This is a genomic window from Exiguobacterium sp. SH0S7 (assembly GCF_004337195.1).
Classification (GTDB): Bacteria; Bacillota; Bacilli; order Exiguobacteriales; family Exiguobacteriaceae; genus Exiguobacterium; species Exiguobacterium aurantiacum_A.
Genome location: NZ_SJVA01000005.1, coordinates 57487 through 81385, shown reverse-complemented (window position 1 = coordinate 81385; position 23899 = coordinate 57487). Strand labels below are relative to the sequence as shown.

20 protein-coding genes are annotated in these 23899 nt (G+C 49.3%); 12 read left to right on the top strand and 8 right to left on the bottom strand.

Annotated elements, in window-relative coordinates:
* Window positions 1–108 precede the first annotated feature (108 nt).
* Window positions 109–822, bottom strand: coding sequence for a YebC/PmpR family DNA-binding transcriptional regulator (locus EVJ22_RS09875; RefSeq protein WP_070327338.1), 714 nt, complete (start codon window positions 820–822; stop codon window positions 109–111).
* Between the two features lie 79 nt (window positions 823–901).
* On the bottom strand, window positions 902–1348 hold the full coding sequence (locus EVJ22_RS09870) for a MarR family winged helix-turn-helix transcriptional regulator (RefSeq protein ID WP_070327337.1): 447 nt from the start codon (window positions 1346–1348) through the stop codon (window positions 902–904).
* A 386-nt stretch (window positions 1349–1734) separates the two neighbouring features.
* Between EVJ22_RS09870 and adhE the strand changes: the two genes are divergently transcribed.
* Complete coding sequence (gene adhE / locus EVJ22_RS09865; protein WP_131443844.1) at window positions 1735–4326, top strand: bifunctional acetaldehyde-CoA/alcohol dehydrogenase; 2592 nt, start codon at window positions 1735–1737, stop codon at window positions 4324–4326.
* A 444-nt stretch (window positions 4327–4770) separates the two neighbouring features.
* Here the strand turns inward: adhE and EVJ22_RS09860 are convergent, their stop codons facing one another.
* From EVJ22_RS09860 to nikA, 6 genes are read right to left on the bottom strand one after another with little or no spacing between them, the layout of a single operon-like run.
* A complete protein-coding gene (locus tag EVJ22_RS09860) occupies window positions 4771–5058 on the bottom strand; it encodes an MATE family efflux transporter (RefSeq protein WP_158625525.1) in 288 nt (95 codons plus the stop codon).
* Entirely contained in the window at window positions 5045–5815 is a 771-nt protein-coding gene (locus tag EVJ22_RS09855) for an ABC transporter ATP-binding protein (protein WP_071397422.1), read from the bottom strand. The genes EVJ22_RS09860 and EVJ22_RS09855 overlap by 14 nt, the downstream gene beginning before the upstream one ends.
* On the bottom strand, window positions 5799–6569 hold the full coding sequence (locus tag EVJ22_RS09850) for an ABC transporter ATP-binding protein (RefSeq protein WP_070327334.1): 771 nt from the start codon (window positions 6567–6569) through the stop codon (window positions 5799–5801). The genes EVJ22_RS09855 and EVJ22_RS09850 overlap by 17 nt, the downstream gene beginning before the upstream one ends.
* An 18-nt stretch (window positions 6570–6587) precedes the next feature.
* Window positions 6588–7367, bottom strand: a complete 780-nt coding sequence (locus EVJ22_RS09845) for an ABC transporter permease (RefSeq protein ID WP_131443842.1) — start codon at window positions 7365–7367, stop codon at window positions 6588–6590.
* Entirely contained in the window at window positions 7364–8305 is a 942-nt protein-coding gene (locus EVJ22_RS09840) for an ABC transporter permease (protein WP_158625524.1), read from the bottom strand. Before EVJ22_RS09840 ends, EVJ22_RS09845 begins: the two co-directional genes overlap by 4 nt.
* Window position 8306: 1 nt before the next feature.
* On the bottom strand, window positions 8307–9806 hold the full coding sequence (nikA, locus tag EVJ22_RS09835; RefSeq protein ID WP_131443840.1) for a nickel ABC transporter substrate-binding protein: 1500 nt from the start codon (window positions 9804–9806) through the stop codon (window positions 8307–8309).
* Between the two features lie 264 nt (window positions 9807–10070).
* On the opposite strand from nikA, the gene EVJ22_RS09830 reads away from it, so the two are divergent.
* The 11 genes from EVJ22_RS09830 (at window position 10071) to EVJ22_RS09775 (ending at window position 23895) form a co-directional block, all read left to right on the top strand.
* Complete coding sequence (locus EVJ22_RS09830) at window positions 10071–11261, top strand: zinc-binding metallopeptidase family protein (RefSeq protein ID WP_131440564.1); 1191 nt, start codon at window positions 10071–10073, stop codon at window positions 11259–11261.
* 203 nt (window positions 11262–11464) lie between these two features.
* Window positions 11465–12121 carry a hypothetical protein gene (locus EVJ22_RS09825; RefSeq protein ID WP_131443839.1) on the top strand — a complete coding sequence of 219 codons (657 nt, stop codon included), beginning with the start codon at window positions 11465–11467 and terminating at the stop codon, window positions 12119–12121.
* 1103 nt (window positions 12122–13224) lie between these two features.
* Entirely contained in the window at window positions 13225–14133 is a 909-nt protein-coding gene (locus EVJ22_RS09815) for an alpha/beta hydrolase (RefSeq protein ID WP_131443837.1), read from the top strand.
* A 142-nt stretch (window positions 14134–14275) separates the two neighbouring features.
* Entirely contained in the window at window positions 14276–15022 is a 747-nt protein-coding gene (locus tag EVJ22_RS09810) for a DeoR/GlpR family DNA-binding transcription regulator (protein ID WP_131440570.1), read from the top strand.
* Window positions 15019–15948, top strand: coding sequence for a 1-phosphofructokinase (pfkB, locus tag EVJ22_RS09805; RefSeq protein ID WP_071397431.1), 930 nt, complete (start codon window positions 15019–15021; stop codon window positions 15946–15948). The genes EVJ22_RS09810 and pfkB overlap by 4 nt, the downstream gene beginning before the upstream one ends.
* Entirely contained in the window at window positions 15945–17852 is a 1908-nt protein-coding gene (locus EVJ22_RS09800) for a PTS fructose transporter subunit IIABC (RefSeq protein WP_131440572.1), read from the top strand. The genes pfkB and EVJ22_RS09800 overlap by 4 nt, the downstream gene beginning before the upstream one ends.
* Window positions 17853–17984: 132 nt before the next feature.
* A complete protein-coding gene (locus EVJ22_RS09795; RefSeq protein WP_131443836.1) occupies window positions 17985–18506 on the top strand; it encodes a GNAT family N-acetyltransferase in 522 nt (173 codons plus the stop codon).
* Window positions 18507–18578: 72 nt separating this feature from the next.
* Entirely contained in the window at window positions 18579–19097 is a 519-nt protein-coding gene (locus EVJ22_RS09790; protein ID WP_071397434.1) for a hypothetical protein, read from the top strand.
* A 163-nt stretch (window positions 19098–19260) separates the two neighbouring features.
* The gene (locus EVJ22_RS09785) at window positions 19261–20121 is read left to right on the top strand and encodes an SDR family NAD(P)-dependent oxidoreductase (protein WP_071397435.1); all 861 of its coding nucleotides are present in this window, start codon (window positions 19261–19263) and stop codon (window positions 20119–20121) included.
* Complete coding sequence (locus tag EVJ22_RS09780) at window positions 20114–21661, top strand: AMP-binding protein (RefSeq protein ID WP_071397436.1); 1548 nt, start codon at window positions 20114–20116, stop codon at window positions 21659–21661. The genes EVJ22_RS09785 and EVJ22_RS09780 overlap by 8 nt, the downstream gene beginning before the upstream one ends.
* Window positions 21662–21915: 254 nt before the next feature.
* Window positions 21916–23895 carry a methyl-accepting chemotaxis protein gene (locus tag EVJ22_RS09775; protein WP_131443835.1) on the top strand — a complete coding sequence of 660 codons (1980 nt, stop codon included), beginning with the start codon at window positions 21916–21918 and terminating at the stop codon, window positions 23893–23895.
* The last annotated feature ends 4 nt before the right edge of the window (window positions 23896–23899 follow it).

Below are 23899 nucleotides of genomic sequence, written 5' to 3'. Positions count from 1 at the left end.
TTATCACTTTAATACGATAAAGACTTTTGAAATTTAACATACGTTTTATGACTTGTCAAATCATGAAAACAAAAAAAGCGACAACTTCGAAAAGTTATCGCTTCTTCATCATAGTTCGACGTTATGGTACACCTGACGAACGTCTTCTAAGTCTTCGAGTACGTCGAGCAGTTTCTCGAATTGCTCTTTCGACGCTTCGTCGAGTTCGACTTCGTTTTGCGGTAGCATCGTCAGCTCGGCGACTTCGAACGTCTCCACACCCGCCGCTTTGAACGCGGTCTGGACGGCATGGAATTCTTCCGGCTCGGCATAGACGATGACCGTCTCGTCTTCTTCGATGACGTCACGGACATCGAGGTCGTGCTCCATCATGAGTTCGAGCACGTCGTCTGCTGTCATCCCGCCGACACCGATGACGGCCGTCGCATCGAACATATACGCTACCGACCCGCTGACGCCCATGTTACCACCGTTCTTGCCGAACGCGGCCCGAACTTCAGAGGCGGTCCGGTTGACGTTGTTCGTGAGCGTGTCGACGATGAGCATCGACCCGCTCGGCCCAAAGCCCTCATAGCGGAGTTCGTCGAAGTTCTCTTCGTCGCCGCCTTTCGCTTTGTCGATGGCCCGGTCGATGATCGCTTTCGGGACGTTATACGTCTTCGCGCGCTCGACGACGAACTTGAGCGATTGGTTCAATTCCGGATCAGGTTCACCTTGGCGGGCGACGATGTAGATCTCGCGGCCGAACTTCGCGTAGATACGACTCGTATTGGCGTCTTTAGACGCCTTTTTCTCTTTAATGTTGTTCCATTTACGACCCATTACGTGTCATCTCACTTTCCATTGTTCGATAGATTCACTGTCGATTATATAAGAAGAAGCGAGCGTTGACGAGAGAAAATCATCCCTCGCTCTTGTCCATCTTCTCAACGATCTCGGTCAGCGTCTTTAAACTGTCGATCAAGCGGTCGGTCTCATCCTCATCGAGGAACGCTAACCGATCCTCGAACAGGCGCCGAAACGAGTCGCGCCGCTCGAGGAGCACACGCTCTCCTTGGTCGGTCAATTGGTTCCAGATGACACGGCGGTCGCGCTCGTCAGGGACACGTGTAATATACCCTTCGTCGACGAGCTTCGTGATGAGCGGCGTCACGTTCGGCGGGGCAATCGATAACGTCTCACTAATTTGTCCGTTCGTGACCGCGCCTTCATCCTCAATCAACATCAGTAGATGAAAGTGAGAGAAGTTCAAGTTCGGGATTTGCGGGAGGTCGGAGCGGCGGAGCAGTTTTCTTCTGATTAATGGGATCAGTTTCACAAACTGATCGGCTGCATCTTGTCTTGGCATAGTCATAGTCACTTCCTAGTCAGGTTCTTTCTTCATTATACACGACCACAGGCGGGGTGGACGAGCAATCATCGGACTGTGAGCATTTACACACCGATTCCGCCAAACTAATGACACAAACAATGTAAGCGTTTACATATGGATTTGTCCTTGTTTTCATGAAAACGCATACGATTTTACTGAGCTGATCTGTAAAAATCAAGACCTATCCTCAAACAGCAAAAAAATATTGTGAAAGAGTTCACATTGTTGTCACGCACAAATTGAATAAAACGGTGTATTCTATGAATGTGAAGGAAAGCACAAACTCTTATCAGGCAAACCGATTATCCCGTGCTCTCCATCAAGTCAGAAGATCAGCTCTCATTCATGAGGAGGAAACCAACATGGCAGTTAAAGAGAAAGCAGTAGTGGAAACATCAGCAGAACAGATGGTCGACACGCTCGTCAAGCAAGCGCACACGGCACTCGACACGTTGATGACGTTTGACCAAGAGAAAATCGACACGATCGTCCAAGCGATGGCGTTAGCCGGACTCGAGCAACACGTCGTACTCGCTAAACATGCATATGAAGAAACAGGTCGCGGTGTGTTTGAAGACAAGATGATCAAAAACATCTTTGCGACAGAATATATTTTCAACTCACTTCGCGGTGAGAAAACGGTCGGCGTCATCGAAGACGATGAGCAAAACGGCATCACGTACATCGCCGAGCCGGTCGGTGTCGTCGCCGGGGTCACACCGGTCACGAACCCGACATCAACGACGATGTTCAAAGCGATCATCGCCATCAAAACACGTAACCCGATCATTTTCGGCTTCCACCCGTCAGCACAACAATGTTCAAGTGCAGCGGCCCGTGTCCTTCGTGACGCGGCAATCGCAGCAGGTGCACCGGAACATTTGATCCAATGGGTCGAAAAACCGTCACTCGACGCGACGAAAGCACTCATGAACCACCCAGGCGTGGCCATGGTACTCGCAACAGGCGGCGCGGCAATGGTGAAGTCGGCTTACTCGACAGGTAAACCAGCGCTCGGCGTCGGACCTGGTAACGTCCCGGCTTATATCGACAAGACAGCGAAAGTAAAACGCGCCATCTCGGACGTCATCTTATCGAAAACGTTCGATAACGGCATGATCTGTGCATCAGAACAAGCGATCATCGTCGACCAAGAAGTATATGAAGACGTGAAGCGTGAAATGACAGCGCTCGGCTGCTACTTCTGCTCACCTGAAGAAAAAGCCAAACTCGAAACACTCGTCATCAAGACAGACACATGTGCGGTCAACCCTGAGATCGTCGGGAAACCGGCAGCATGGATCGCCGAGAAAGCTGGACTCAGCGTCCCGGCCGACACGAAAATCTTGATCGCTGAACTCGAGACGGTCGGTGCGACAGAACTGCTCTCACACGAGAAGCTCAGCCCGGTGCTCGGCGCTTATAAAGTTCAATCACGAGAAGAAGGCTTCGCCATCGCTGAGAAAATGCTTGAAATCGGTGGTCTCGGCCATACAGCCGCAATCCACTCGACAGACGACGACGCGATCCTCGCGTTCGGACTTCGCATGAAAGCTTGCCGCATCATCGTCAACTCGCCAACGGCACACGGCGGTATCGGTGACCTTTACAACGAAATGACACCATCACTCACACTCGGTTGTGGGTCGTACGGTAAAAACTCCGTCTCTGAGAACGTGACGGCGAAACATCTACTCAACGTGAAAAAGGTGGCGAGACGTCGCGTGAATATGCAATGGTTTAAAGTCCCTGAAAAAATTTACTTCGAGAAAAACTCGGTTCAATACTTGCAGTCGCTCACGTCAAAAAAACGAGCAATGATAGTCACAGACGAAATGATGGTCAAACTCGGATTTGCTGATAAAGTCATCAAAAACTTGCCGGCCGGTGTTGACTACCGCATCTTCGACCAAGTCGAACCAGATCCATCGGTCGAGACGGTCATGGCCGGAGCTGAGGCGATGCGCCAATTCCAACCAGACATGATCATCGCGCTCGGTGGTGGTTCACCGATGGATGCCGCGAAAGGGATGTGGCTCTTCTACGAACGTCCAGAAGAGAAGTTCTCAAACCTTCGCCAGAAGTTCATGGATATCCGCAAACGGACGTACAAGTTCCCGACGCTCGGCAACAAGTCGATGTTCGTCGCGATCCCGACGACGTCAGGTACAGGTTCAGAAGTGACACCGTTCACGGTCATCACTGATAAAAAACGGAACGTCAAATACCCGATCGCCGACTACGCGATCACACCAGACGTCGCCATCATCGACCCTGAGTTCGTTATGACGGTACCGGCTTCAATCACGGCTGACACAGGAATGGACGTCTTGACACACGCGATCGAAGCGTACGTATCGGTCATGGCGAACGACTATACAGACGGACTGGCCCTCCGTTCGATGAAGATGATCTTCGACTACCTCCCGAAAGCTTACGAAAACGGAAGCGACGCTGAAGCTCGTCAAAAAGTGCACAACGCCTCAACGATGGCCGGTATGGCATTCGCGAACGCGTTCCTCGGGATCAACCACTCGATCGCGCACAAAATCGGTGGCGAGTTCCACGTGCCGCACGGTCGGACGAACGCGATCCTCATGCCGCACGTCATCCGCTACAACGCGACACGCCCATCGAAACTCGCGGCGTTCCCGAAATATGAGTCATTCATCGCTGACGAGCGCTACGCTGAAATCGCACGCTTCCTCGGACTCCCGGCGAAGACGACTGAAGAAGGTGTCGAGTCACTCGTCCAAGCGATCATCGAGCTCGGACAGCGCTTGAACATCAAACTCTCGTTCAAAGCACAAGGCATCAAGAAAGCGGACCTCGATGCGAAGATCGACAAAATGGCGGTCGATGCGTTCGAAGACCAATGTACGACGGCGAACCCGAAAATGCCGCTCGTCGAAGAATTGAAAGAAATCATGTACGCGGCGTACGAAGGCGTATAATCAAAAAAAGGCGATCACTCCAACGAGTGGTCGCCTTTTGTCATGCAATTAAGGAAAGTCCCATGAACAGGAGGATGACGGATAAAGCGATGACGTTGAACCAGACGACAAACTTGATCGCGATCTCAGCCACGCTTTATTTCTCAGCCCAAAATAAAGCAAGAATGCATAAAAAACTAGACCGCCGACGAGTCGGTACGGAGAGGATGCGTCAAAACCAATGTCGTATGCATGTTGTACTGTATTGAGCAAGGCGAGGAGGAGGAAAGCGCACAGGTAGCGCTTTTTCTTTATTTGTTGATTCGGATTGTAAACATTATTCATAGATTGCACCAACCGTCTTTGGGTTTTCGTATTTCTATCTTTCGACTTTGTAATATCTTTTCACTATACCATTTTTAAGAAAGGTGAGATGGCGAAAACAGACAGTATCGTCTCCTGCGTTCATTCATCAAACGCGATGACGAGCGGGCGAAATAGACTCATTTGAACGCGTGTTGAATCGTTTTGACCGAGTGCTTGCGCTGTGAATCCGCTCGTACTAATCTTTAAAAAGCCGAACAGCCAATAAAGGGTGTTAAAGACGACCGCCCCGACGGCGACTGCACCAATCGCGGTCAATTCGTCCGTGTTCGCGATTACAATCGTATCGACGACACCAAGCAGCGGCGTTGAGAAACCGGCGAGCACGAGCGGATAAGCGATGAGCCAAAATGATTTAGTCGACACCATGCAAGAAACGACCTTTCTCGACGAAGGCGTCGCACAATGCAATCGTGTACGGATGGCGCGAGTCATCAAACAATTCATTGCCGTTGAAAGAGTCCACGATCGTCCCTTCGGACAAGACAAGGATACGGTCACACAGTTTCGATACGACCGATAAATCGTGGGAGATGATTAAAAATGCCATCGACTGGTCGCGATGATAGGACTTTAGCATGTCGACGATGTGATGTTGCGTGATGGTGTCCAGTGCTGTCGTTGCCTCATCGAGAAGAATGAGTTGAGGATTCAGGCTAAGAGACCTGGCGATGGCGGCACGTTGTTTTTGCCCTCCGCTCAATTCACGAGGATACGAGGCCATGCATGTGTGCGGAAGTTGAACGATGTCAAACAAGTGTTCTAACTTGGCTCGTTCATCGTACGGTTCGATTAGCCGAAAATGGCGAAGCGGCTCCAAGATGGAATCTGCGAGCGTCCATCTCGGGTTGAACGATTCGGCGCTGTCTTGAAACACAGCTTGAATGCGTTGCCTCATCTGTGTGATCTCCCGACATGAAGCGGTCTGCCAAGACAAATCACATAGCTGAATCTGTCCCGCGTCAATCAGCTCAAGTCCGAGTATACAGCGAGACAAGGTGCTCTTTCCGCTACCGCTCGTCCCAATCAAGCCGACCGATTCACCAGCCTGAACCGTGAACGTGACGTCACGTAATACAGAGTGGCCGCCATAGTTTTTCGAGACTTTTTCAACGTGTAATAACATGTTCGAGTCGTTCCTCTCGTTTTAAAATCGGTGCCGCTTGAAGCAAAGACTTGGTATACGGGTTCTCCGAGGCGATCAGGTGCTCACGATTTCCCGCGTCAACGATGCGCCCATCTTTCATGACGAGGATGTGATCGGCATAGGTCATCGCTTCGGCTAAATCGTGAGTGACCCACAGCATGCTCGATGTTTGACCGATCATCGACTTCAACCATTCGGTCACTTGCCGAGCCGTCAGCACGTCGAGCGCATTCGTGATCTCGTCCGCGATGATGAGTGTTGGTTGAAGAATGCTCGCAAGTAATAAGCAAAACCGCTGAAGTTGACCACCGCTCAGTTCGAGTGGATAGCGATTGAGGAGTTCTTCCGATAAATGAATCTCGGCCATGGCGGAGCGGATACGGTCTTTGTCGTATGCCTCGTCATGACTTTCGAACAAGTCCCGAATATGCTCATCCATCGTCAAAAATGGTGCGAACGACGTCGTGTAATGTTGTGGGATGTATCCAATCTCGCACCCATAAATGGAACACGTTTTACTGGCATCCCCAATCTCTTGGTCGTTCCAATAAATTGTACCTGTCGTCTGAAGCGTGTTGGGAAGCATCTGCAAAATCGATTTGACGAGAAGTGATTTGCCGCTTCCGCTCGCGCCGACGAGACAGACCCACTCATTTCGTTCGATGGCGAATGAGACGTCTTGTAAAAGTGGACGTTCGTCATGCTTGATAGAAAGTTGATCAATGACTAACATTACGTTGCCTCCTAACGCTTAAACTTGAAAATGACGTGTCAGTTTTGTCGAGAGTCTCGTCGACCCGATAATGGTTAACACGATACAGAACGCCGGCCAAAGAACGAGCGCCGGATTCGTTGCAAAGTAATGTCGTCCTTCACTGATCATCCCCCCCCATTCTGGTAACGGTAATTGAACACCTAGTCCAATGAAGGAGAAGGCGGAAATCAAGAGGATGACTTTTCCAAGGTCAAGACTCATGACGACAAGAATGTGCGGACAGACGGCAGGAAGGACGTGCCGGAGTGCGATTTTCGGTTTCGAAAGACCGTTCACGCGCGCAGCGAGGACGTGTCCCTTCGTGCTCTCTTGCAGGACGAGCGTGTGTACGAGTCGTGTATAGGACGTCCACTTAATTAAACTGATGGCGAGCACAAGGCTTTGAATGCTCGGACCTAGGACTCCAGCGAGGACGATGGCGAGCACCGTATCCGGAAAGATGATGGTCGCATCTGTCACTTTTGTGACGATTCGCTCCAATTTGCGATAGACGAACCCGCTGATCGTCCCAAGAATGATGCCGACCGTCGCTGTGATGAGAATGATGACGGTACTTAAACCGACCGTGATCCCGCCTGCAAGAAGGAGTCGTGACAAGACGTCTCGCCCTAGGTGATCGGTGCCGAGCAGATGATGCAGCGATGGTGAGGCAAGTCGATTCGTCACGTTCGTCGCGAACGGGTCGACCATCGATGTCAATGCATACATCACGACGAAGATTGCCAAACCGCTTATGATGAATCGGCGCTGTTTCATCGGGACACATCCTTTCGATAGAGGTGAGGCTGCAGTAAACGTAACATCACGTTGGTCACGAGATTGATACTGACGACTAAACAAGTCGTAAAGACGAGATACCCTTGCAAGACGGGGAAATCACGGCGTAAAACAGAATCCACCATCAGTTTGCCGACCCCGGGATAAGCGAATAACACTTCGAGCACGACGACTCCTCCCATGAGGCTCGCCACGCTCACATCGAACATCGAGATGACAGGGGGCAAGGCGGCCCGGGCGATATAGCGCGTCAGTAACTTTTTTGAACGGATTCCCCGAACTTTTGCTATCACGACGTAATCAGCCGCCATCACGTCGAGTAATGTCGAGCGGATGAGCCGGATATAGACGCCGCCAACGGCAATGCCTAACGTCAAAGACGGTAAGACGAGGCTGTCCCAGCCGTTTCGTCCCATTACAGGGAACCATTGGAGTGACACGGCGAATACATACATCAAAAACAAGCCGATTAAAAAACTAGGGACCGATGACCCGACAATCGACAATCCGGTTGCTAGCTTGGAAAAGACAGACATTGGTCGGAAAGCGCTGATGGTACCGAGCGGGACGGCGAGCACAATCGCCACGAGGAGACCTCCGGCCGCGAGTTCGAACGTCGCGGCATAGTTGTTTTTAAACAATTGTGTCACAGGCTGACCGGTGATGAGTGAATCGCCTAAGTTTAATCGAACGATTTCAGAGAGCCAATTCACGTATTGGACCCATACCGGATCCGTGAAGCCAAGCTCCTCGCGGAGGCGGTCAATCTCGGCGACATCGACTTGCAGTTCGTCGACCTTCAATAAGTATAGGACGGGATCTCCCGGGACGAGTCGGAGAAGCAAAAAACTGAAAAAAGTGAAGACTAGAAAAGCTAGTCCCCACTCAAGCGATTTACGTGCCACGAATCGCGTCATATCACAACACATCCAAATCTTTTGTGATCATATAGTATTCGCTCTTTTCAGTGACCCACCCATGCACGTTGTCTTTCAAAGCAACATTCGTCGAAGGGTGGACTAAAAATGAGTTGATGACACGTTCATCGACATATTGCGCAATTTCTTCGGTCATTCGGTCGCGTTCAGCACGGTCGACCGTCTGATTCAAGCGGTCGATTTTCTGCGTCAATGTCGCATCTTCTACGCCACTGAAATTCAACGCGCCGTTCGGATGGAACGTGGCGTTCAAGTAGTAGCCGCCGTCCCCACGTGGTGCGGTCAAATTGCTATACGTCGCAAGGTCCCAGTCTCGTTCGGCGGCCATATATTCTTCCGGTGTGTCAATCATTTGAATATCGATTTCTATCCCGACTTGCTTCGCATCCGATTGAATCAACTGTGCGATGAGTGGTAGGTCAGGTCGTGAGCTATACGTCAACAGATTGAGCCGAACCGGCTCACCGTCTTTCATCAACACGCCGTTGACTTGCTCGTAACCGTCTTGTTTGACCAGGTCCAGGACATCTTGTCCCTCGTCAGAAGGGTAGGACGGGGCGAACGGGAAAGACGGTAAGAATGGACCGACAGCAGGTGTGGCATAGCCATTCAAAATGCCGTCCACGATTTGTTCGCGATTGATGAGCGAGTCAATCAGGCGGCGCATCGCGAGTGACTGCATATGTTCACGTTCAAGGTTCATCGTCAACTGATGGACACGGAACGTCTCCGCCTTGTCGACGACGAACCCGTCCTGCTCCAACGTGTCGATCATCTCGATTTCTGGACGATAGACGATGTCTGCTTCGCCAGACCGGAGCGCCATCGTGCGCGACCCCGGGTCTTCGTTGAACGTGAACGTGACCGTATCGAGTTTCGGTTGACCGTCCCAGTATGCATCATGCCGTTCAAGTTGGATGTTCGAGCCGGGTTGGAACGACGTCACTTGATAAGGGCCGGTCCCGACAGGCATTTGATCGATGGCATCATCTGCAGTGACGTCAATGATGGATGTGTTCGGATGGACGAGTTCATTGACGAGTTCTGGATAAGGGACGGTCGTCTCGATTAGGAGGCTCGATGCTTCCGCTGTAATCGATTCGATACGCAATGCACTGCGGATCCCTGTATTCTCTTCGAGAGAACGGTCGAGTGAACGTTTGACGGCCTGCGTGTCGAGCGGTTTCCCGTTATGGAACGTCACGTCTTCTCGTATGTAGATGCGCCACGTCGTTTCGTTCACTTGTTCGAACGATTGTGCGAGCCAGGGGTCGACCGATAACGTCTCATCGTTCAATTTAAAAAGCGTCTCTGTCACACCGGCCCGGAGCGGAACGTAACTTGAATCGCGGTGGGGGTCTAGCGACTGAGTTGAGAAGTTATAGACGAAATGTAAATGCCGATCGTCTTGATTGGAATCGTTGCAAGCCGTTAAAAAAAATAGAGCGATAGTACATATGAGCGGAACTACATATTTCATAGAGATGACATCCTTCTTTCAAATTGTAATGATTACGAATTACATCATAGCGTAATTATTACGATGTATCAATGCGTTATTTTTTCCTCATAATGAATTAGATGAATTAGAGAACGGTAGGTCGATGAAATCTTAAAATATATTGAAAAACTTAGAAATTTAAATTCAATTATTTTGAGAACGCATCTATAATAATAAATGCCAAGTTATCCATTCTTTACAATTTCTTGGCGAATTTATTTATATGTATTGGAGACACGCAACATGAACATCTTATTCAGTTTGGTTTATGCCCTATATGTCACGTTTTTATATGTGTTCCCGTTCTCGCAAGAGACACCGTACGAGACGGCCGGATATTTTGCCACGTACGACCGACAAATCGATAGTTGGGAGAACACGGAGCTGTTTGAGTCGCTCGGTGTCGACCTTGATTTGAACATGGAGCGTGTTATGCACGACGCACCGATCCAAACGTTTTGGACGGATGTCACGATAGAAGATGAGGCGTTCGAAGGTTACTCGTCGATGATGATTCAAGAACCGATTCAAGGCGAAATCATCCACGCCGAGTGGGACGCACCAATTCCTGACGTGACAGGTAAAATCGTCGTCTTGCCGATGACCGACGCGTCATTTGAGATGCGAGAAGACGCTTACGAGATTGACCATTACGGTGAGGTCCTCAATGATGAGGCGGCGAATCGCTACTTGTCGAAATTGAAAGAGGCGGGAGCGGCTGGCTACTTGATCACCCCACATAAAGATGCACCAGACGAGTTCGGATTCGTTTATGTGTCGGCCGCGATTCGTCTCGCTGGGACCGGCATTGGAGCCGATGCCGCCGAAGCAATCACCGATGGTCAAACCGTGACGATTGAGCCGTTCGAGACGGAGATGGTTTACACTGAATTCGTTCAGGCGGGGACGACCGATGAAGAAGTCATCGTGATGGCACGGCTCGATAGCAGCGGGTATGGTGACCACGCGTTGATTGGCCTCGGTGGTGCCTCGATTCTGTTTCATGTCATTCAAGCGATGGATGGCATGAAGACGGATGCGACGATTCGCTACGTGTTTTTAAATGGGTATGGTGAAGGATATGAGGCGAGCACGCATTACCTCGGATTGTTAGAGGGACGTGGCATGACGCCGAGAACCGTCATGTTGCTCGACTTAATCGGGACAGGTGACACGGATCGATTCCTCAAAACGCACGGCATGACGTCGTACCCGTTTATGGATGATGTATCATTTGAAGATGTCGAGGTGAGAAGTTTAGGGGTGTCAATTTTAGACGAATATCGACAAGCCGGTATCGACGTCGTCTCGTTGAACGATTCAATCACGGCAGACCAGGACGTCTTCACCAAGGACGACACAATCGATCGGCTCTCTGACGAAGCGATGCTCGAGCACGTAGAATGGGTGGTCGAGTGGTTGAAAAGGCAATAAGCTAATCTTGAACTATAGACGACACATGGTCTGCAGTCTTTTTGTTCACATGACTCCTTGGGGCGAATGATTAGGCAGCAAGCTGATCAAGAGATGAAAAAAAGGTTGTCACAGTAATGATAAGAATGATTTTCGCCAAGGTAGTGGACGCATCGTAACCTAGATGAGAGTCGTGTCAATCACATAGAAGAAACGGAGAAAACATGAACGTTTACTTTGAAGAAATCAAAGACGTTTACTCAGCATTTGGTTGGAAGGGCAGAGAGTTAGATTCTCATTTAGAAGACGACCTTAGACAAATAAGCGCTTTTTGTATTGTGGGGGAAATGTTACTTTTCCCAGAAGAAATCGAGCAGTTCAAAATCAAATGTGAGGAATTGTTTAAAAATCATTTGACGAACGAGCTAAGTCATATGCGATACAAACTCTACTTGATTGCCTTGAAACAGAATGAGTATAGACAAACTGAAAAAATCTTTCATTATTACAAGCTATGGAAAGCTCTCGATAATGAGATGGATTGCAGTGGCTTTACCTCAAGAATTGAAAAGTTAGTGTGGAAGAATGGAGAGGCTTTCTATGTCGGAATCTCAGAATTCAATGCCGATTTTTTGTTACCTGCCATAAAGCTCGCAAGTGGCTATTCCAACCACTATGGCATTGTCTTGATAAACAAATCAGAAGACGAGTCGTCTGAACAACTAATGGACAAATTGTTAGAGGAAGGAATCAATAATCATATACAGTTCGATTTCTCGAAACTAGTTCCCTTATTATGTAGAAAACATTACAGCGTGTGTGTTTGGGGAAGTTCGAGTGAAGAGCAACAACTAAGCTGTTTTTATATGAATCACAAGTGAAAGTACATGTGAGTTGGCGGAGCGGGTCAAACATGTCATTCAGTTTGAGAGCGGCATGTTTATCGCAAGTGAAGAACATATGTTGAAAAGCGTTCGCGGGGACGAACCCCATACAGAAGCTGAGTTGGGATTTTAGTTGAACCACTCGATGATTGAAATTAGAGTGTTTGAATTTCAATGTTTCGAGATATTCTTGCGGGATGGAGATGAGTAAGTGTATTAACAGTGAATTCTTTCCTAATGAATAATTACATAATAATGGAAAAATGGTATGCTTGTTTATAGTGATTGAAGTTAAAACTAAAAATGTAAGGGTGATATGAATGAGCGATAAAATTCAAGTGCTCAAGTTATCAATGCTCGCGATTATAGCGATTAGCACTGGTTATATCGCATGGCACATTAATGAGCTGATCAACGCATTAAACGGCATTTCATTCGCACTACAAGCATTGAACTAAGCCATTTCTATGTATTGAACTGAACTTCTAGACCAAAAGGACTTCCGCATATGCAGAAGTCCTTTCGTGATGACTACACGTACTTTATGAAGCATGAATAGAAGAAGAGAAAACTAAAAAAGTTCCATCGCTCGCAGTACAAGAAACAGATGATAAACCGTTGGAATAAACGTAATCAACAAACCAATCCATTTCATTCGCTGTCTGAACTGTAAGAGGAAACCGATTGTCCACAGTGCAAACCACAACATAAAGTACCATCTGTATTCTGGCGTATCCGTTTCCGCAAAAAACGCTCGGCCGACAGTTAACCCAAACGAATTGACCAAAACAAACGTGCCTGAGAGAGCATTCCAACTGTACCTTACTATTTTTTCAAGCATTCTCGTAATCCTTTCTGTAAATGAGATTGAATTGCCGATAAAGCATACTACTTCATATAATGAAGTGGGCATAGGTTCTTAATACTACATTTCGACAATTTGGAATAATTAACCTTTTAGTTTGGTCGGATTTGTATAGCGGGAATTCAATTCATTTCTGAACTCAGTCCCGAAACATCGAAGGATCAGATGATGACGCCCTTTACTTTTACTCGATACGCGTCGCGATGTCCGGTATGATGAAAGAGGAGGCGATACAATGGAACGAGATATGAAGATTAAGATGAACTATGGTGAGTTAGCCGGGACGTTATCATTGCATGACGGGCAGCGAAAGACGGTCGTCATCTTGAGCGGGAGCGGGCCGAGCGACCGGAACGGCAACGTCGGACCTGTCCAGTTCAATACGTATAAAAAACTAGCCGACGCGCTATATGGCATGGGCGTCAACGTCTTTCGGTACGACAAACAAGGGATCGGGGAGTCGGACGGTGACTTTAATAAAGTCGGACTCCATGACTTGGTCAACGATGCGATCGAAGTCGTGAAAACGATCCAACGGTTGCCTAAAACGGGCGATGTCTACGTGCTTGGCCATAGCGAAGGGGCGGTCATCGCCCCGGCCGTTCAACTCGAGACGAATGCGGCCGGATTGATCCTCCTCGCCGGATTCAACGACTCGTCGAAACAGATGTTCTTACATCAAGCCGACGCACTCGCGAGCGAGATCGGGCGCGTGAAAGGGTTGAAAGGGATGTTTTATCGGTTGACCGGCGTCCCGAAAAAAGTCAGACAACGGCAAGACGATCTGCTCGAGCGCTCGCTCCGGACGAACGTCGCTGCGTTCAAATACCGAGGCCAAGTCGTCAACGCCAAATGGATTCGTGAACATGCGTCGTATGACGTCCGGGAACGGCTCGAGCTCGTGCGCGTCCCGCTGCTTGCCATCACCGGTGACCGTGACGTCCAAGTCCCGCCTGAACACGTCCATTCACTGCGGACGAAAGGCGATGTCGACAGCTATATCATTAAAGATATGAACCACCTGCTCGTCGAACGGACGAGCCCGCATTCACTTTTAACGTTGCACAAAGAATATCGTGAGGCGATCGAGGCCCCGCTTCATCCACAGCTGTTACAGAAATTGAACGATTGGTTAATCAAATAGTCAAAAACAGTCGGAAACGGTCACTAGTTGACCGTTTTTTATGTTATAATTGTGACAATAAGATAAAAAGTGAATGAATTTGAATGTTTTTGATTGTTTTTTGAATGTAAACGCTTTATATTAGAGATACGGAGGGAATACGATGTTAACGAAACAACGACATCAGATGATTTTGCAACGGTTGTCGGAACAAAAGATCGTCAAGCTGAAAGAGTTGGTCGAATGGATGGGGGCGTCAGAGTCGACGATCCGCCGTGATTTGACAGACCTTGAGGTCGAAGGCTACCTTGAACGGGTTCATGGCGGGGCAACGCTCGTCGTTCGCGCTGAAGACGAACCGACGTTCGAGGAAAAACGGGATCGGCACGTCGATGAGAAAGTCGCGATCGCACGGAAGGCCGCGACGTTCATCGAAGACGGGATGTCCGTCTATCTCGATGCCGGGACGACGACACAGGCGATGGTCCCTTACTTGACAGGTAAGAAAGTCATCGTCGTCACGAACAGCCTCCCGATTGCCAACGACTTGTTCGATCTCGACATTAAGACGTTCGTGATCGGCGGCGAGTTGAAACGTTCGACGCAAGCGCTCGTCGGCTACAACGCCCGCGAGAGCATGATGAACTATCGGGTCGATGTCGCTTTTCTCGGTATCAACGGTGTCGACCTAGAAGCCGGTTACACGACGCCTGACCCAGAAGAAGCCCTCGTCAAAAAGACAGCGATTGAACTAGCTCGGGAAGCCTACATCTTGGCGGACGATTCAAAATTCGGGAAACGTTCGTTCAGCCGAGTCGCGCCCCTCGAGGCGGCGACACTCATCACGATTAGCGATGCACCGTACGTCAGTTCAGTCCAAACATTAACAAAGGTGGTGAACGCCCAATGATTTACACATTAACACTTAATCCATCAATCGATTATTACGTCACTTTGCCAGAAGTCGTCTTAGGTGAGGTTAACCGCATCCAAGAGACGACGCAACGGGCCGGAGGAAAAGGTATCAACGTCTCGTTCGTCCTACGTGAGTTTGACGCCGATACGGTCGCACTAGGATTCATCGGCGGGACGACAGGTGAGTTCATTAAGAAAGCGTTGACGGACAAGGGTGTCGAGACCGATTTCATCGAAGTCGATGGCGAGACCCGAATCAACGTCAAGATCCGGGCGAAAGAAGAGACGGAATTGAATGCGAGTGGTCCTGTCATCTCGGACACGGAACTTGAACAGTTGACGGCACAGTTCGAACACGTCCAAGCAGGTGATATCGTCGTCTTGGCCGGAAGCATCCCTAGCAATCTGCCGAGCACACTTTACCGGACGCTCGCTGAGAAAGTTCGAGCGAACGGAGCCGACTTCGTCGTCGATACGACAAAAGAAGCGATGCTAGAAGTGCTCTCGCTCGAACCACTCATGATCAAACCGAACCATCACGAGCTCGGTGAACTGTTTGACGTCAACATCGAGACGTTTGACCAGGCGCTACCTTACGCTGAACAGTTAGTCGAGCGTGGCGCCAAAAACGTCATCGTCTCGTTCGCAGGAGACGGAGCGATGCTTGTCAACGGTTCAGGCGCCTATACGGCGAATACTCCGAGCGGGAAACTTGTCAATTCGGTCGGATCGGGCGATTCACTCGTCGCCGGTTTTGTCGCCAACATTTTAGACCATGACGCAACCAAGGCGTTCCGCTATGCGGTCACGACCGGCAGTGCATCTGCTTATACGTTTGGCCTCTGTACGAAACAAGACGTGGACCGCTTGGTCGGCGAAGTCGACGTCACCCCACTATCACGATTGGAGGAAACAACATGAACATCACGGACCTACTCAAAAAGGACACGATCCAACTGAATCTCCGCAGTCGTTCAAAAGCGGACGTCATCGAAGAACTCGTCGACGTGCTCGACCGGGCCGGTAAGCTATCGGACCGGAACGGTTATCGCGACGCCATCTTGGCCCGCGAAGCGCAAAGCACGACCGGACTCGGTGAAGGGATTGCCATCCCGCACGCGAAGACGAAAGCTGTCAAAGCACCCGCGATCGCCTTTGGTCGCTCGAGCGGGATCGACTATGAAGCGCTCGACGGTCAAGACAGCCGCTTGTTCTTTATGATCGCTGCAGGCGAACACGCCAACAACGAACACTTGGAGACACTCTCGAAATTATCAGTCTTCCTGATGGATCCAAAATTCCAGGAACGTCTCTATGCGGCAACGTCTGAAGACGATGTCATTCGCGCGATCGAAGAAAAAGAAGCGGCCGAAGCGGCACCTGTTGCCGAAAAATCAGTCAAAGCGGACGCACCATACATCTTGGCAGTCACAGCTTGCCCGACCGGCATCGCACACACGTATATGGCAGCAGACAGCTTGAAACAAAAAGCAGAAGCGATGGGTGTCGACATCAAGGTCGAGACGAATGGCTCGACCGGCGTCAAAAATGAATTGACGGCAGCGGATATCGCCAAAGCGACAGCAATCATCGTCGCTGCCGACAAGGCCGTTGAAATGGAGCGGTTCGCCGGAAAACATGTGATCGAAGTTCCGGTCGCGCAAGGCATCCGTAAACCGGAAGAGTTGATCAACCGGGCCGTCAAACAAGACGGACCTGTATACAAGGCATCAGGCAAGTCTGGAGCTTCGCAAGATCAACGCACTGGGATTTATAAGCACTTGATGAGCGGTGTATCAGCTATGCTCCCACTCGTCGTCGCTGGTGGACTGTTGATCGCCATCAGTTTCTTCTGGGGCATCAACTCAGCTAACCCAGATGACCCGTCGTTCAATGAATTTGCTGCCCAATTAAATACGATTGGTGGAGCGGCATTTAGCTTCCTTGTCCCGATTCTCGCCGGTTTCATCGCGATGTCGATTGCCGATCGTCCGGGTCTCGCACCAGGTCTCGTCGCCGGTTTGCTCGCTAGTCAAGGTGGCGCTGGTTTCCTCGGTGGACTCATCGCCGGTTTCCTTGCTGGTTACGTCGTCCTTTTCTTAGTCAAAGCACTCGCAAAACTTCCGGCCTCGCTTGAAGGGATCAAACCGGTCCTCTTGTATCCGTTGCTCGGTTCGTTCATCTCCGGGATGATCATGTTACTCGTCGTCAACCAACCGATTGCAGCGTTCATGACATGGTTGATGGAAGTCTTGAACAGCATGAGTGGTGCTAACGCCATCTTGCTCGGTGTCATCGTCGGTGGTATGATGGCCGTCGATATGGGCGGTCCGATCAACAAGACAGCATACGTGTTCGGTACGGCGGCACTTACAGCCGGAAACCAAGAAGTCATGGCGGCCGTCATGGCAGGTGGCATGGTGCCACCGCTTCTCGTCGCGCTCGCGTCAACCGTGTTCGCTCGTCAGAAGTTCTCGAAACAAGAACGTGAAGCTGGTAAGACGGCGTACATCATGGGCGCCTCGTTCATCACAGAAGCGGCTATCCCGTTCGCTGCGGCCGACCCGATCCGGGTGTTGCCGTCAGCGATCCTCGGGTCAGCGATTGCCGGTGGCTTATCTGCTTTCTTCACCATCCAATTGCCGGCGCCGCACGGTGGGATCTTCGTCTTCCCATTACTTGAAGGAGCTGGAAACGTCGCGATGAGCATGGGTCTCTACGCACTTGCGATTCTCGTAGGGGCACTCGTCGGAGCACTCCTCCTCTCGTTCTTGAAAAAACCGCTTACGACAGCGACGGCAGAGCCAACGCGTGATGTCGCTTAACAAACTCGACCGTAGGGATTCCTACGGTCGTTTTTTGTCAAATGATTGTCAGTCGTTTCGAGAAGATGTGTGATTTCGATTCGGTGATTTGTGGTAAAATACTTGTAAAACTTAGGATAGGAGGGGGTACGGATGCAAATACGGAAAGCTGAGCCGAAAGACGCTTACGGGATCGCACGCGTCAGGGTCAACGGTTGGCGAACGACTTATCGGGGGATCGTTCCGACTGAGGTTTTATTAAAGCTCTCTTCTGGCTCGATCGAGTGGTCGGAAAAAATCCGAACTGCCCTTTCTAACCGCGAAGTCAGCGGATTCGTCGCCATAGTCGATGAGGAAATCGTTGGTTTCGTTTTGTATGGGGACGAGCGGACGGGGGACTATCCGGACCATCCAAACGAGATTTATGCGATTTATATTCTCGAAGAGCACCAGCGAAACGGTCTTGGTTCGATGCTGCTCGAAAAAGCAGTTCATGCGATGCACGGACATGGATTGATCATTTGGTCGCTCGAGCTGAATCCGCATCGAGCGTTTTATGAACAAAAACAAGGGCAAGTCATTGATTCAAAAGAGCGGCTGTTCGGGGAACTGTCTCTCCGTGAGATCGCCTACGGGTGGACGGAAGGAAATCACGACGCCATCGTCGGAGCATGATCGGACACGACTCAACCGTCGTGTCCGTTTTTTTAGACTACTTACAAAACAAGAAACAGGCTAGGTGATGATGTGAACATCTATAACGTAACCAAATATCATCCTGAAACGAGAGGGGAGATTGACGAGTGGACCGAAATCTCGGACATCAATCGAACGTTTGACGGTGTCGTCTTCACGTTGGAGGAATATCTCCGCGTGGAATCGAATTACGTTAAAGCGATTGAGCGAATCATGGATTATTTAGGCGTGAAGACATTGACCGTCTCCTATCTAGAACGACGCGACTATGACTATCGACCTTCTTCGAAACGCGCGTTCAATACGCTTTATCCAATCCGAATGAGAGACCTTCGCAAAAAAGTGAAGCCAGGGAAGGTGCTGTCACGCGACCAAATCCCGAACATGCTTCGCCTCATGTTCCGGAATACGCTTTATGCCGAGTTAGAATATAAAGTGAATGAGTCGGACGAACAATATAGCTTTAAAGTGTTCTTTGGATACGACTATATGATGGGCGTCCATTCGTTGAACGATTTGTCGCCGCTGCGAGACGAGTTGTTGCATTTGGATATGTATCTCGAAGATTAAGTCAAAGTGATACTAAATAAACGACTTAGAGGATCAGGGCAGGACGTTGTTTATCTTTCCTCCTTATCTATCCGTTAATCATGTTTAAATGGTAAAATTTAAAAAATAAGAGTCGGAAGATTCCCGATTTTATAACGATATCTTACAAAAAGGTGCTGGCTACATGCATAACTACACTCTACTGGAGAGAGCCCTATTTTTATCGCCTTCCCTCAATTTCGAGAAGCTGAAAAAAGAGATGGATGGAAAGACTGTCCTGATTACTGGAGCGAGTTCAGGAATCGGCAAGGAGTTCGCCTATCTATTAGCGAATACAACTGCGCATCTGATTCTGGTGGCCCGCAGAGAAGCCAACATGAACGTCATGAAAGTCGAAATCGAAAAAGCTACAGCCAGTGTAACGGTATTCCCGGCAGATTTGCGCAATGAAGAGGAACGAAAAGGATTGCTGGTATTTCTTCATCAATTAACGGACGGAGTGGATGTTGTCGTCAGCAATGCCGGAATCTCCATCAACCGTCCAATTGCCCAGTCGCTGGATCGTTACCATGACTTCACACGTACCATGGCGCTTAATTATTTTGCTCCGGTACAGTTGTTGCTATCGCTCATTCCAGTGCTTGCGAAAAAGAACGGGCACATCATCAATGTCTCCACCATAAATGTGTTGCTATTCCCTATACCTCACTGGGCTGCCTACCAGGCGTCGAAAACCGCTTTTGATACGTGGTTGCGCTCGGCGGAGCCGGAACTGAAAATCAAAAACATTGCCACCACTTCCATTTATCTTCCTCTTGTGAAGACACCAATGATTAAACCGACACTTGCTTATCAGACTGCCCCTGCCATGTCACCGGGTCACGTGGCGGAACTGATCGGACACGCCTTGTATACGAAAAGAAAAGTTTATAAACCGTGGTGGCTGATTCTAGGTCAATGGGCTTCAGTTATTTTCAGATCACCGTTATCGTTTATCGTCCTCAGGTTATTAAGAAAAAAGGAGCGTGAAAGAGGCGATGTTTAATTTGCTGAAAATATTGTCGCAGCTCAATTTTCTTTCCCCATCAAACTTAGGACGTCTTTGCTTCGCGATCCGTCAAAACGGTGTAAACCTTATGCTTCTTTTTTCATTGACAGAAAAGACGAGAGGCCAAAAAACAGCTCTGGTGGATAGTCGGGAAACACTCAATTATCAGGAGCTGCAGAAGCACTGTGAAAATCTCGCTTATCTTCTAGCAGAGAGGCATGGGATTTGTAAAGGACATAAAGTGGCATTCTTCTGTAAAAATCACGCCTCCTTCGTGCAGGGCATTTTTGCTGCTTCGCGGCTCGGCACAGATATATACTTGCTCAATTGTTCCATGAGTCAACTGCAGTTCAATCGGCTAGTGCAAGAACATCACTTCGACTTCCTGATTTACGACGAAGAGTTTAGCGGATTGATTGAAAAATCGTCTTACCAACATTCAAAAATCGTCAGTTATCATGAAAAAAATGAATCCATCAACAGTTTGTCGGATTCGGCTCTACATAGAAAAGAAAAATTGACGGCCTCTTCCAGCGGAAAGATTGTGCTGTTGACCGGTGGCACCACTGGAAAGCCCAAACAAGCGATTCACCGCCCATCCCTCTTTAGTTTCCTGGATCCTTTTGCTGCTTTACTGAACCGACTGCAGCTGCCAACGTACAGCACTGCCTATATTGCAACGCCGATTTACCATGGCTACGGCATCGCTGTCCTGTTATCATTTTTTGCTTTGGGGAAGAAAGTTGTCATTCAGGAGAGCTTTGATGCGAAAAGAGCATGCGCCCTTATTCGGCAGCATCAGGTAGAAGTTGTCACAGTAGTTCCTTTGATGGTTCATAAAATGTTGAAGCACGATAAAGAAGCGCTCGGTTCTCTAGCTTGCATTGCGTCTGGAGGTGCAAAACTAAATCCGGTTTTAGTGGATGAAGTAAACAATCATCTGGGAAATATCTTATACAATCTATACGGAACTTCGGAAGCCGGCTTGAATATCATTGCTACACCTGAAGATTTAAACTATCATGCAAACACGCTTGGAAAAGCAATTTCGGGAAGTCAATTGCAGGTAGTAGTGGATGGGAAAGAAGTTGAAACCGGCAGTATTGGGCAATTTTGTATTCGGAATAAGTGGTCAATGAAAAACAGCCCAAGCCTCTGGATTCAAACTGGCGATATCGGATACCGGGACGAGAACGGCTATTATTTCCTGTGTGGACGAACAGACGATTTGATCATTTCAGCCGGCAACAACATCTATCCTTCGGAAATAGAAGTTGCTTTGTGCACTCATCCGAGTGTCGAAGACGTCGCTGTAATCGGTATAGAGGATGTCTACGCTGGCAAAATTCTGAAGGCATTCGTACAGCTGTATTCTGATAAAAAAATGACTGAAGAAGCACTTTTAAGCTGGTTACGCACACGAGTGGCAGCATACCAAGTTCCTCGAGAAATCGCTTTTGTTGAGGAATTGCCTTATACACCGGTTGGAAAGCTGGACAGAAAACAAGTTCAAACAATTACTCGTGTCGAGGGCTAAGTAATTGAAAAATAGAGCTATAAAAGATGTTGAGAGTACTTTGATCACGGGTGAGGAAGTGGAACTGAACGAGGTAATCATCGAGTGGATGAAGTGTTGCGCTTAATTTGACAAACTGTCGAATGAAAAGGTTTTCAATTGACAAAAATAGAAAAACGGTGACGATTTTTTGTCTGGGTTATCAAAAAAGACCCGATTCTAGCCGATAGATAGGTTAACGTAGCGAGAGGTATTCTCGGGAATAGGGGTTATTTATGAAACGGACGAAACAACGAGCCATCAGCATTAAACAAAAGTTGATCACGATGTCATTGCTCTTATTATTGATTCCATCGTTATTGATCGGCTTCGTCGCCTATTACCAGGCGAAACAAAAAATCACGGATCAAATCATGCAGTCGGCGCACGCGGGTGTGGAGCGGATGAATGATGAGATCACGAACCTGATCGAACCAATCGAGCGCGATGTCGCCTTTTTTGCGGGGCGGATCGACGAGTCGCTCTACGAAGAAGGGGAAGACAACCTTGGGTTAGAGGAAAAATTAGTCGAATATTTAGCGACCCACCCGAAAGTGACGAACATCTATTACGCATCCACTGAAGGCGCGATGACAATCTACCCGACGCAAACATTACCGGATGATTACGATCCCCGGATACGACCGTGGTACGAAGCAGCAGATGGTGCTGGAGGAAACGTCGTCATCACAGACCCTTACGTCGATGCGGCCTCGAACAAGATGATGGTCACGTTATCGCAGACAACGGATGACGGTCGTGGCGTCATCGCGGTCGACGTCGACGTTGATGATATCGCCGAAGTCGCGACTAGCATTCAAATCGGGAAAGAAGGCTACGTCACGATCCTTGATGCGAACCAGCAGTTCGTGACCCATCCGACGTTAGCAGCAGGCGAGAAGGGGTCGGGCGATTGGGTCGAATCGCTTTATGATGGCAAAGATGGCAGCTTTTCATATGTGTTCGAAAATGAAGACAAACAAATGGACTTCATGACGAACGACTTGACCGGCTGGAAAGTGGCTGGAACGTTGTACGATGAAGAAATCACCAACGAGACGGTAGGTATCCTGTGGACGACCGTGGGCGTGATTGTTGCGATGAGTCTTTTGGCCGCAATCATCTTATACTTCATCTTACGCTCGATCATTCGACCGTTGAACCGTTTGACGACGGGTGCGGAACGGATTCAAGCCGGTGATTTGACTGAAGAAATTGTTGTCGATTCGAACGATGAAATCGGCAGGGTCGCTGAAAGTTTCAACGGCATGACGGCGTCACTCCGTTCGATCATCATCAACCTCGATCAATCGATTGGACAAGTCGCAGCCTCATCGCAAGAGTTGATGGCCAACTCGGCGCAAAATACAGCATCTTCTGAGCAGATTGCCGGTGCGGTCCAGCAGATGGCGGCCGGCGCCGACGATTCGAAACGTCAGCTCGACGACAACGCCGTCTCACTCCAAGCGATCACGGCAGGCATCATGCGCATCGCTGAAAGCTCGACGGACGTATCGGAACTGTCTCGCGAGACGGCGATCGAAGCGGAAGACGGGACAGCTGCCGTCACCCATAACGTGACGCAAATGAAAGCGATCGACACATCGGTCGAGACGTTCGGCGCAGTCATCGAGTCACTCGCAAAGCGTTCGAACGAGATTGGAAACATTGTCGATGTGATCAACGGCATCGCGACGCAGACGAACTTACTCGCTTTGAACGCTGCGATTGAAGCTGCCCGCGCCGGTGAGAACGGGAAAGGGTTTGCCGTCGTCGCGAGTGAAGTCCGTAAGTTAGCAGAACAGTCACAGGACTCGACGAAGCAAATTTCGCAGTTGATTGAGAATATCAAGCAAGAGACGGAGCGGTCTGTCACGTTGATGAAAGAAGTGTCGGCCCATACGAAAGCGGGCCTTGAGACGACGGAGAATACAGCAGAGCGTTTCAAGAAGATTATGTTACGGACGCAGGAGATGACGCCACGGATCGAGGACGTGACGGCCACTGTCGAAGAGATTGCGGCGAACGTCGAAGAAGTATCAGCTTCAGCGACGCAAATCGCTCACATCGCCGACGAGAATTCGAACGCCTCGAGACAAGTCGCGGCAACGACAGAAGACCAGCTCGGTTCGATGGAGGAAGTCTCGCAATCCGCGAAAGCACTCGCCGATATGGCGGAGGAGTTGCAAGAACTCGTATCACGATTCAATGTATAAACGA

Excerpts from the sequence above, each read along its gene's own strand:
- EVJ22_RS09840 (WP_158625524.1), bottom strand. The coding sequence starts at position 8,305 with ATGACGCGATTCGTGGCACGTAAATCGCTTGAGTGGGGACTAGCTTTT.
- adhE (WP_131443844.1), top strand. The coding sequence starts at position 1,735 with ATGGCAGTTAAAGAGAAAGCAGTAGTGGAAACATCAGCAGAACAGATG.
- EVJ22_RS09795 (WP_131443836.1), top strand. The coding sequence starts at position 17,985 with ATGCAAATACGGAAAGCTGAGCCGAAAGACGCTTACGGGATCGCACGC.
- EVJ22_RS09800 (WP_131440572.1), top strand. The coding sequence starts at position 15,945 with ATGAACATCACGGACCTACTCAAAAAGGACACGATCCAACTGAATCTC.
- EVJ22_RS09855 (WP_071397422.1), bottom strand. The coding sequence starts at position 5,815 with ATGTTATTACACGTTGAAAAAGTCTCGAAAAACTATGGCGGCCACTCT.
- EVJ22_RS09830 (WP_131440564.1), top strand. The coding sequence starts at position 10,071 with ATGAACATCTTATTCAGTTTGGTTTATGCCCTATATGTCACGTTTTTA.
- EVJ22_RS09845 (WP_131443842.1), bottom strand. The coding sequence starts at position 7,367 with ATGAAACAGCGCCGATTCATCATAAGCGGTTTGGCAATCTTCGTCGTG.
- EVJ22_RS09815 (WP_131443837.1), top strand. The coding sequence starts at position 13,225 with ATGGAACGAGATATGAAGATTAAGATGAACTATGGTGAGTTAGCCGGG.
- EVJ22_RS09775 (WP_131443835.1), top strand. The coding sequence starts at position 21,916 with ATGAAACGGACGAAACAACGAGCCATCAGCATTAAACAAAAGTTGATC.
- EVJ22_RS09785 (WP_071397435.1), top strand. The coding sequence starts at position 19,261 with ATGCATAACTACACTCTACTGGAGAGAGCCCTATTTTTATCGCCTTCC.
- EVJ22_RS09850 (WP_070327334.1), bottom strand. The coding sequence starts at position 6,569 with ATGTTAGTCATTGATCAACTTTCTATCAAGCATGACGAACGTCCACTT.
- pfkB (WP_071397431.1), top strand. The coding sequence starts at position 15,019 with ATGATTTACACATTAACACTTAATCCATCAATCGATTATTACGTCACT.
- EVJ22_RS09875 (WP_070327338.1), bottom strand. The coding sequence starts at position 822 with ATGGGTCGTAAATGGAACAACATTAAAGAGAAAAAGGCGTCTAAAGAC.
- nikA (WP_131443840.1), bottom strand. The coding sequence starts at position 9,806 with ATGAAATATGTAGTTCCGCTCATATGTACTATCGCTCTATTTTTTTTA.
- EVJ22_RS09825 (WP_131443839.1), top strand. The coding sequence starts at position 11,465 with ATGAACGTTTACTTTGAAGAAATCAAAGACGTTTACTCAGCATTTGGT.
- EVJ22_RS09780 (WP_071397436.1), top strand. The coding sequence starts at position 20,114 with ATGTTTAATTTGCTGAAAATATTGTCGCAGCTCAATTTTCTTTCCCCA.
- EVJ22_RS09860 (WP_158625525.1), bottom strand. The coding sequence starts at position 5,058 with ATGGTGTCGACTAAATCATTTTGGCTCATCGCTTATCCGCTCGTGCTC.
- EVJ22_RS09810 (WP_131440570.1), top strand. The coding sequence starts at position 14,276 with ATGTTAACGAAACAACGACATCAGATGATTTTGCAACGGTTGTCGGAA.
- EVJ22_RS09870 (WP_070327337.1), bottom strand. The coding sequence starts at position 1,348 with ATGCCAAGACAAGATGCAGCCGATCAGTTTGTGAAACTGATCCCATTA.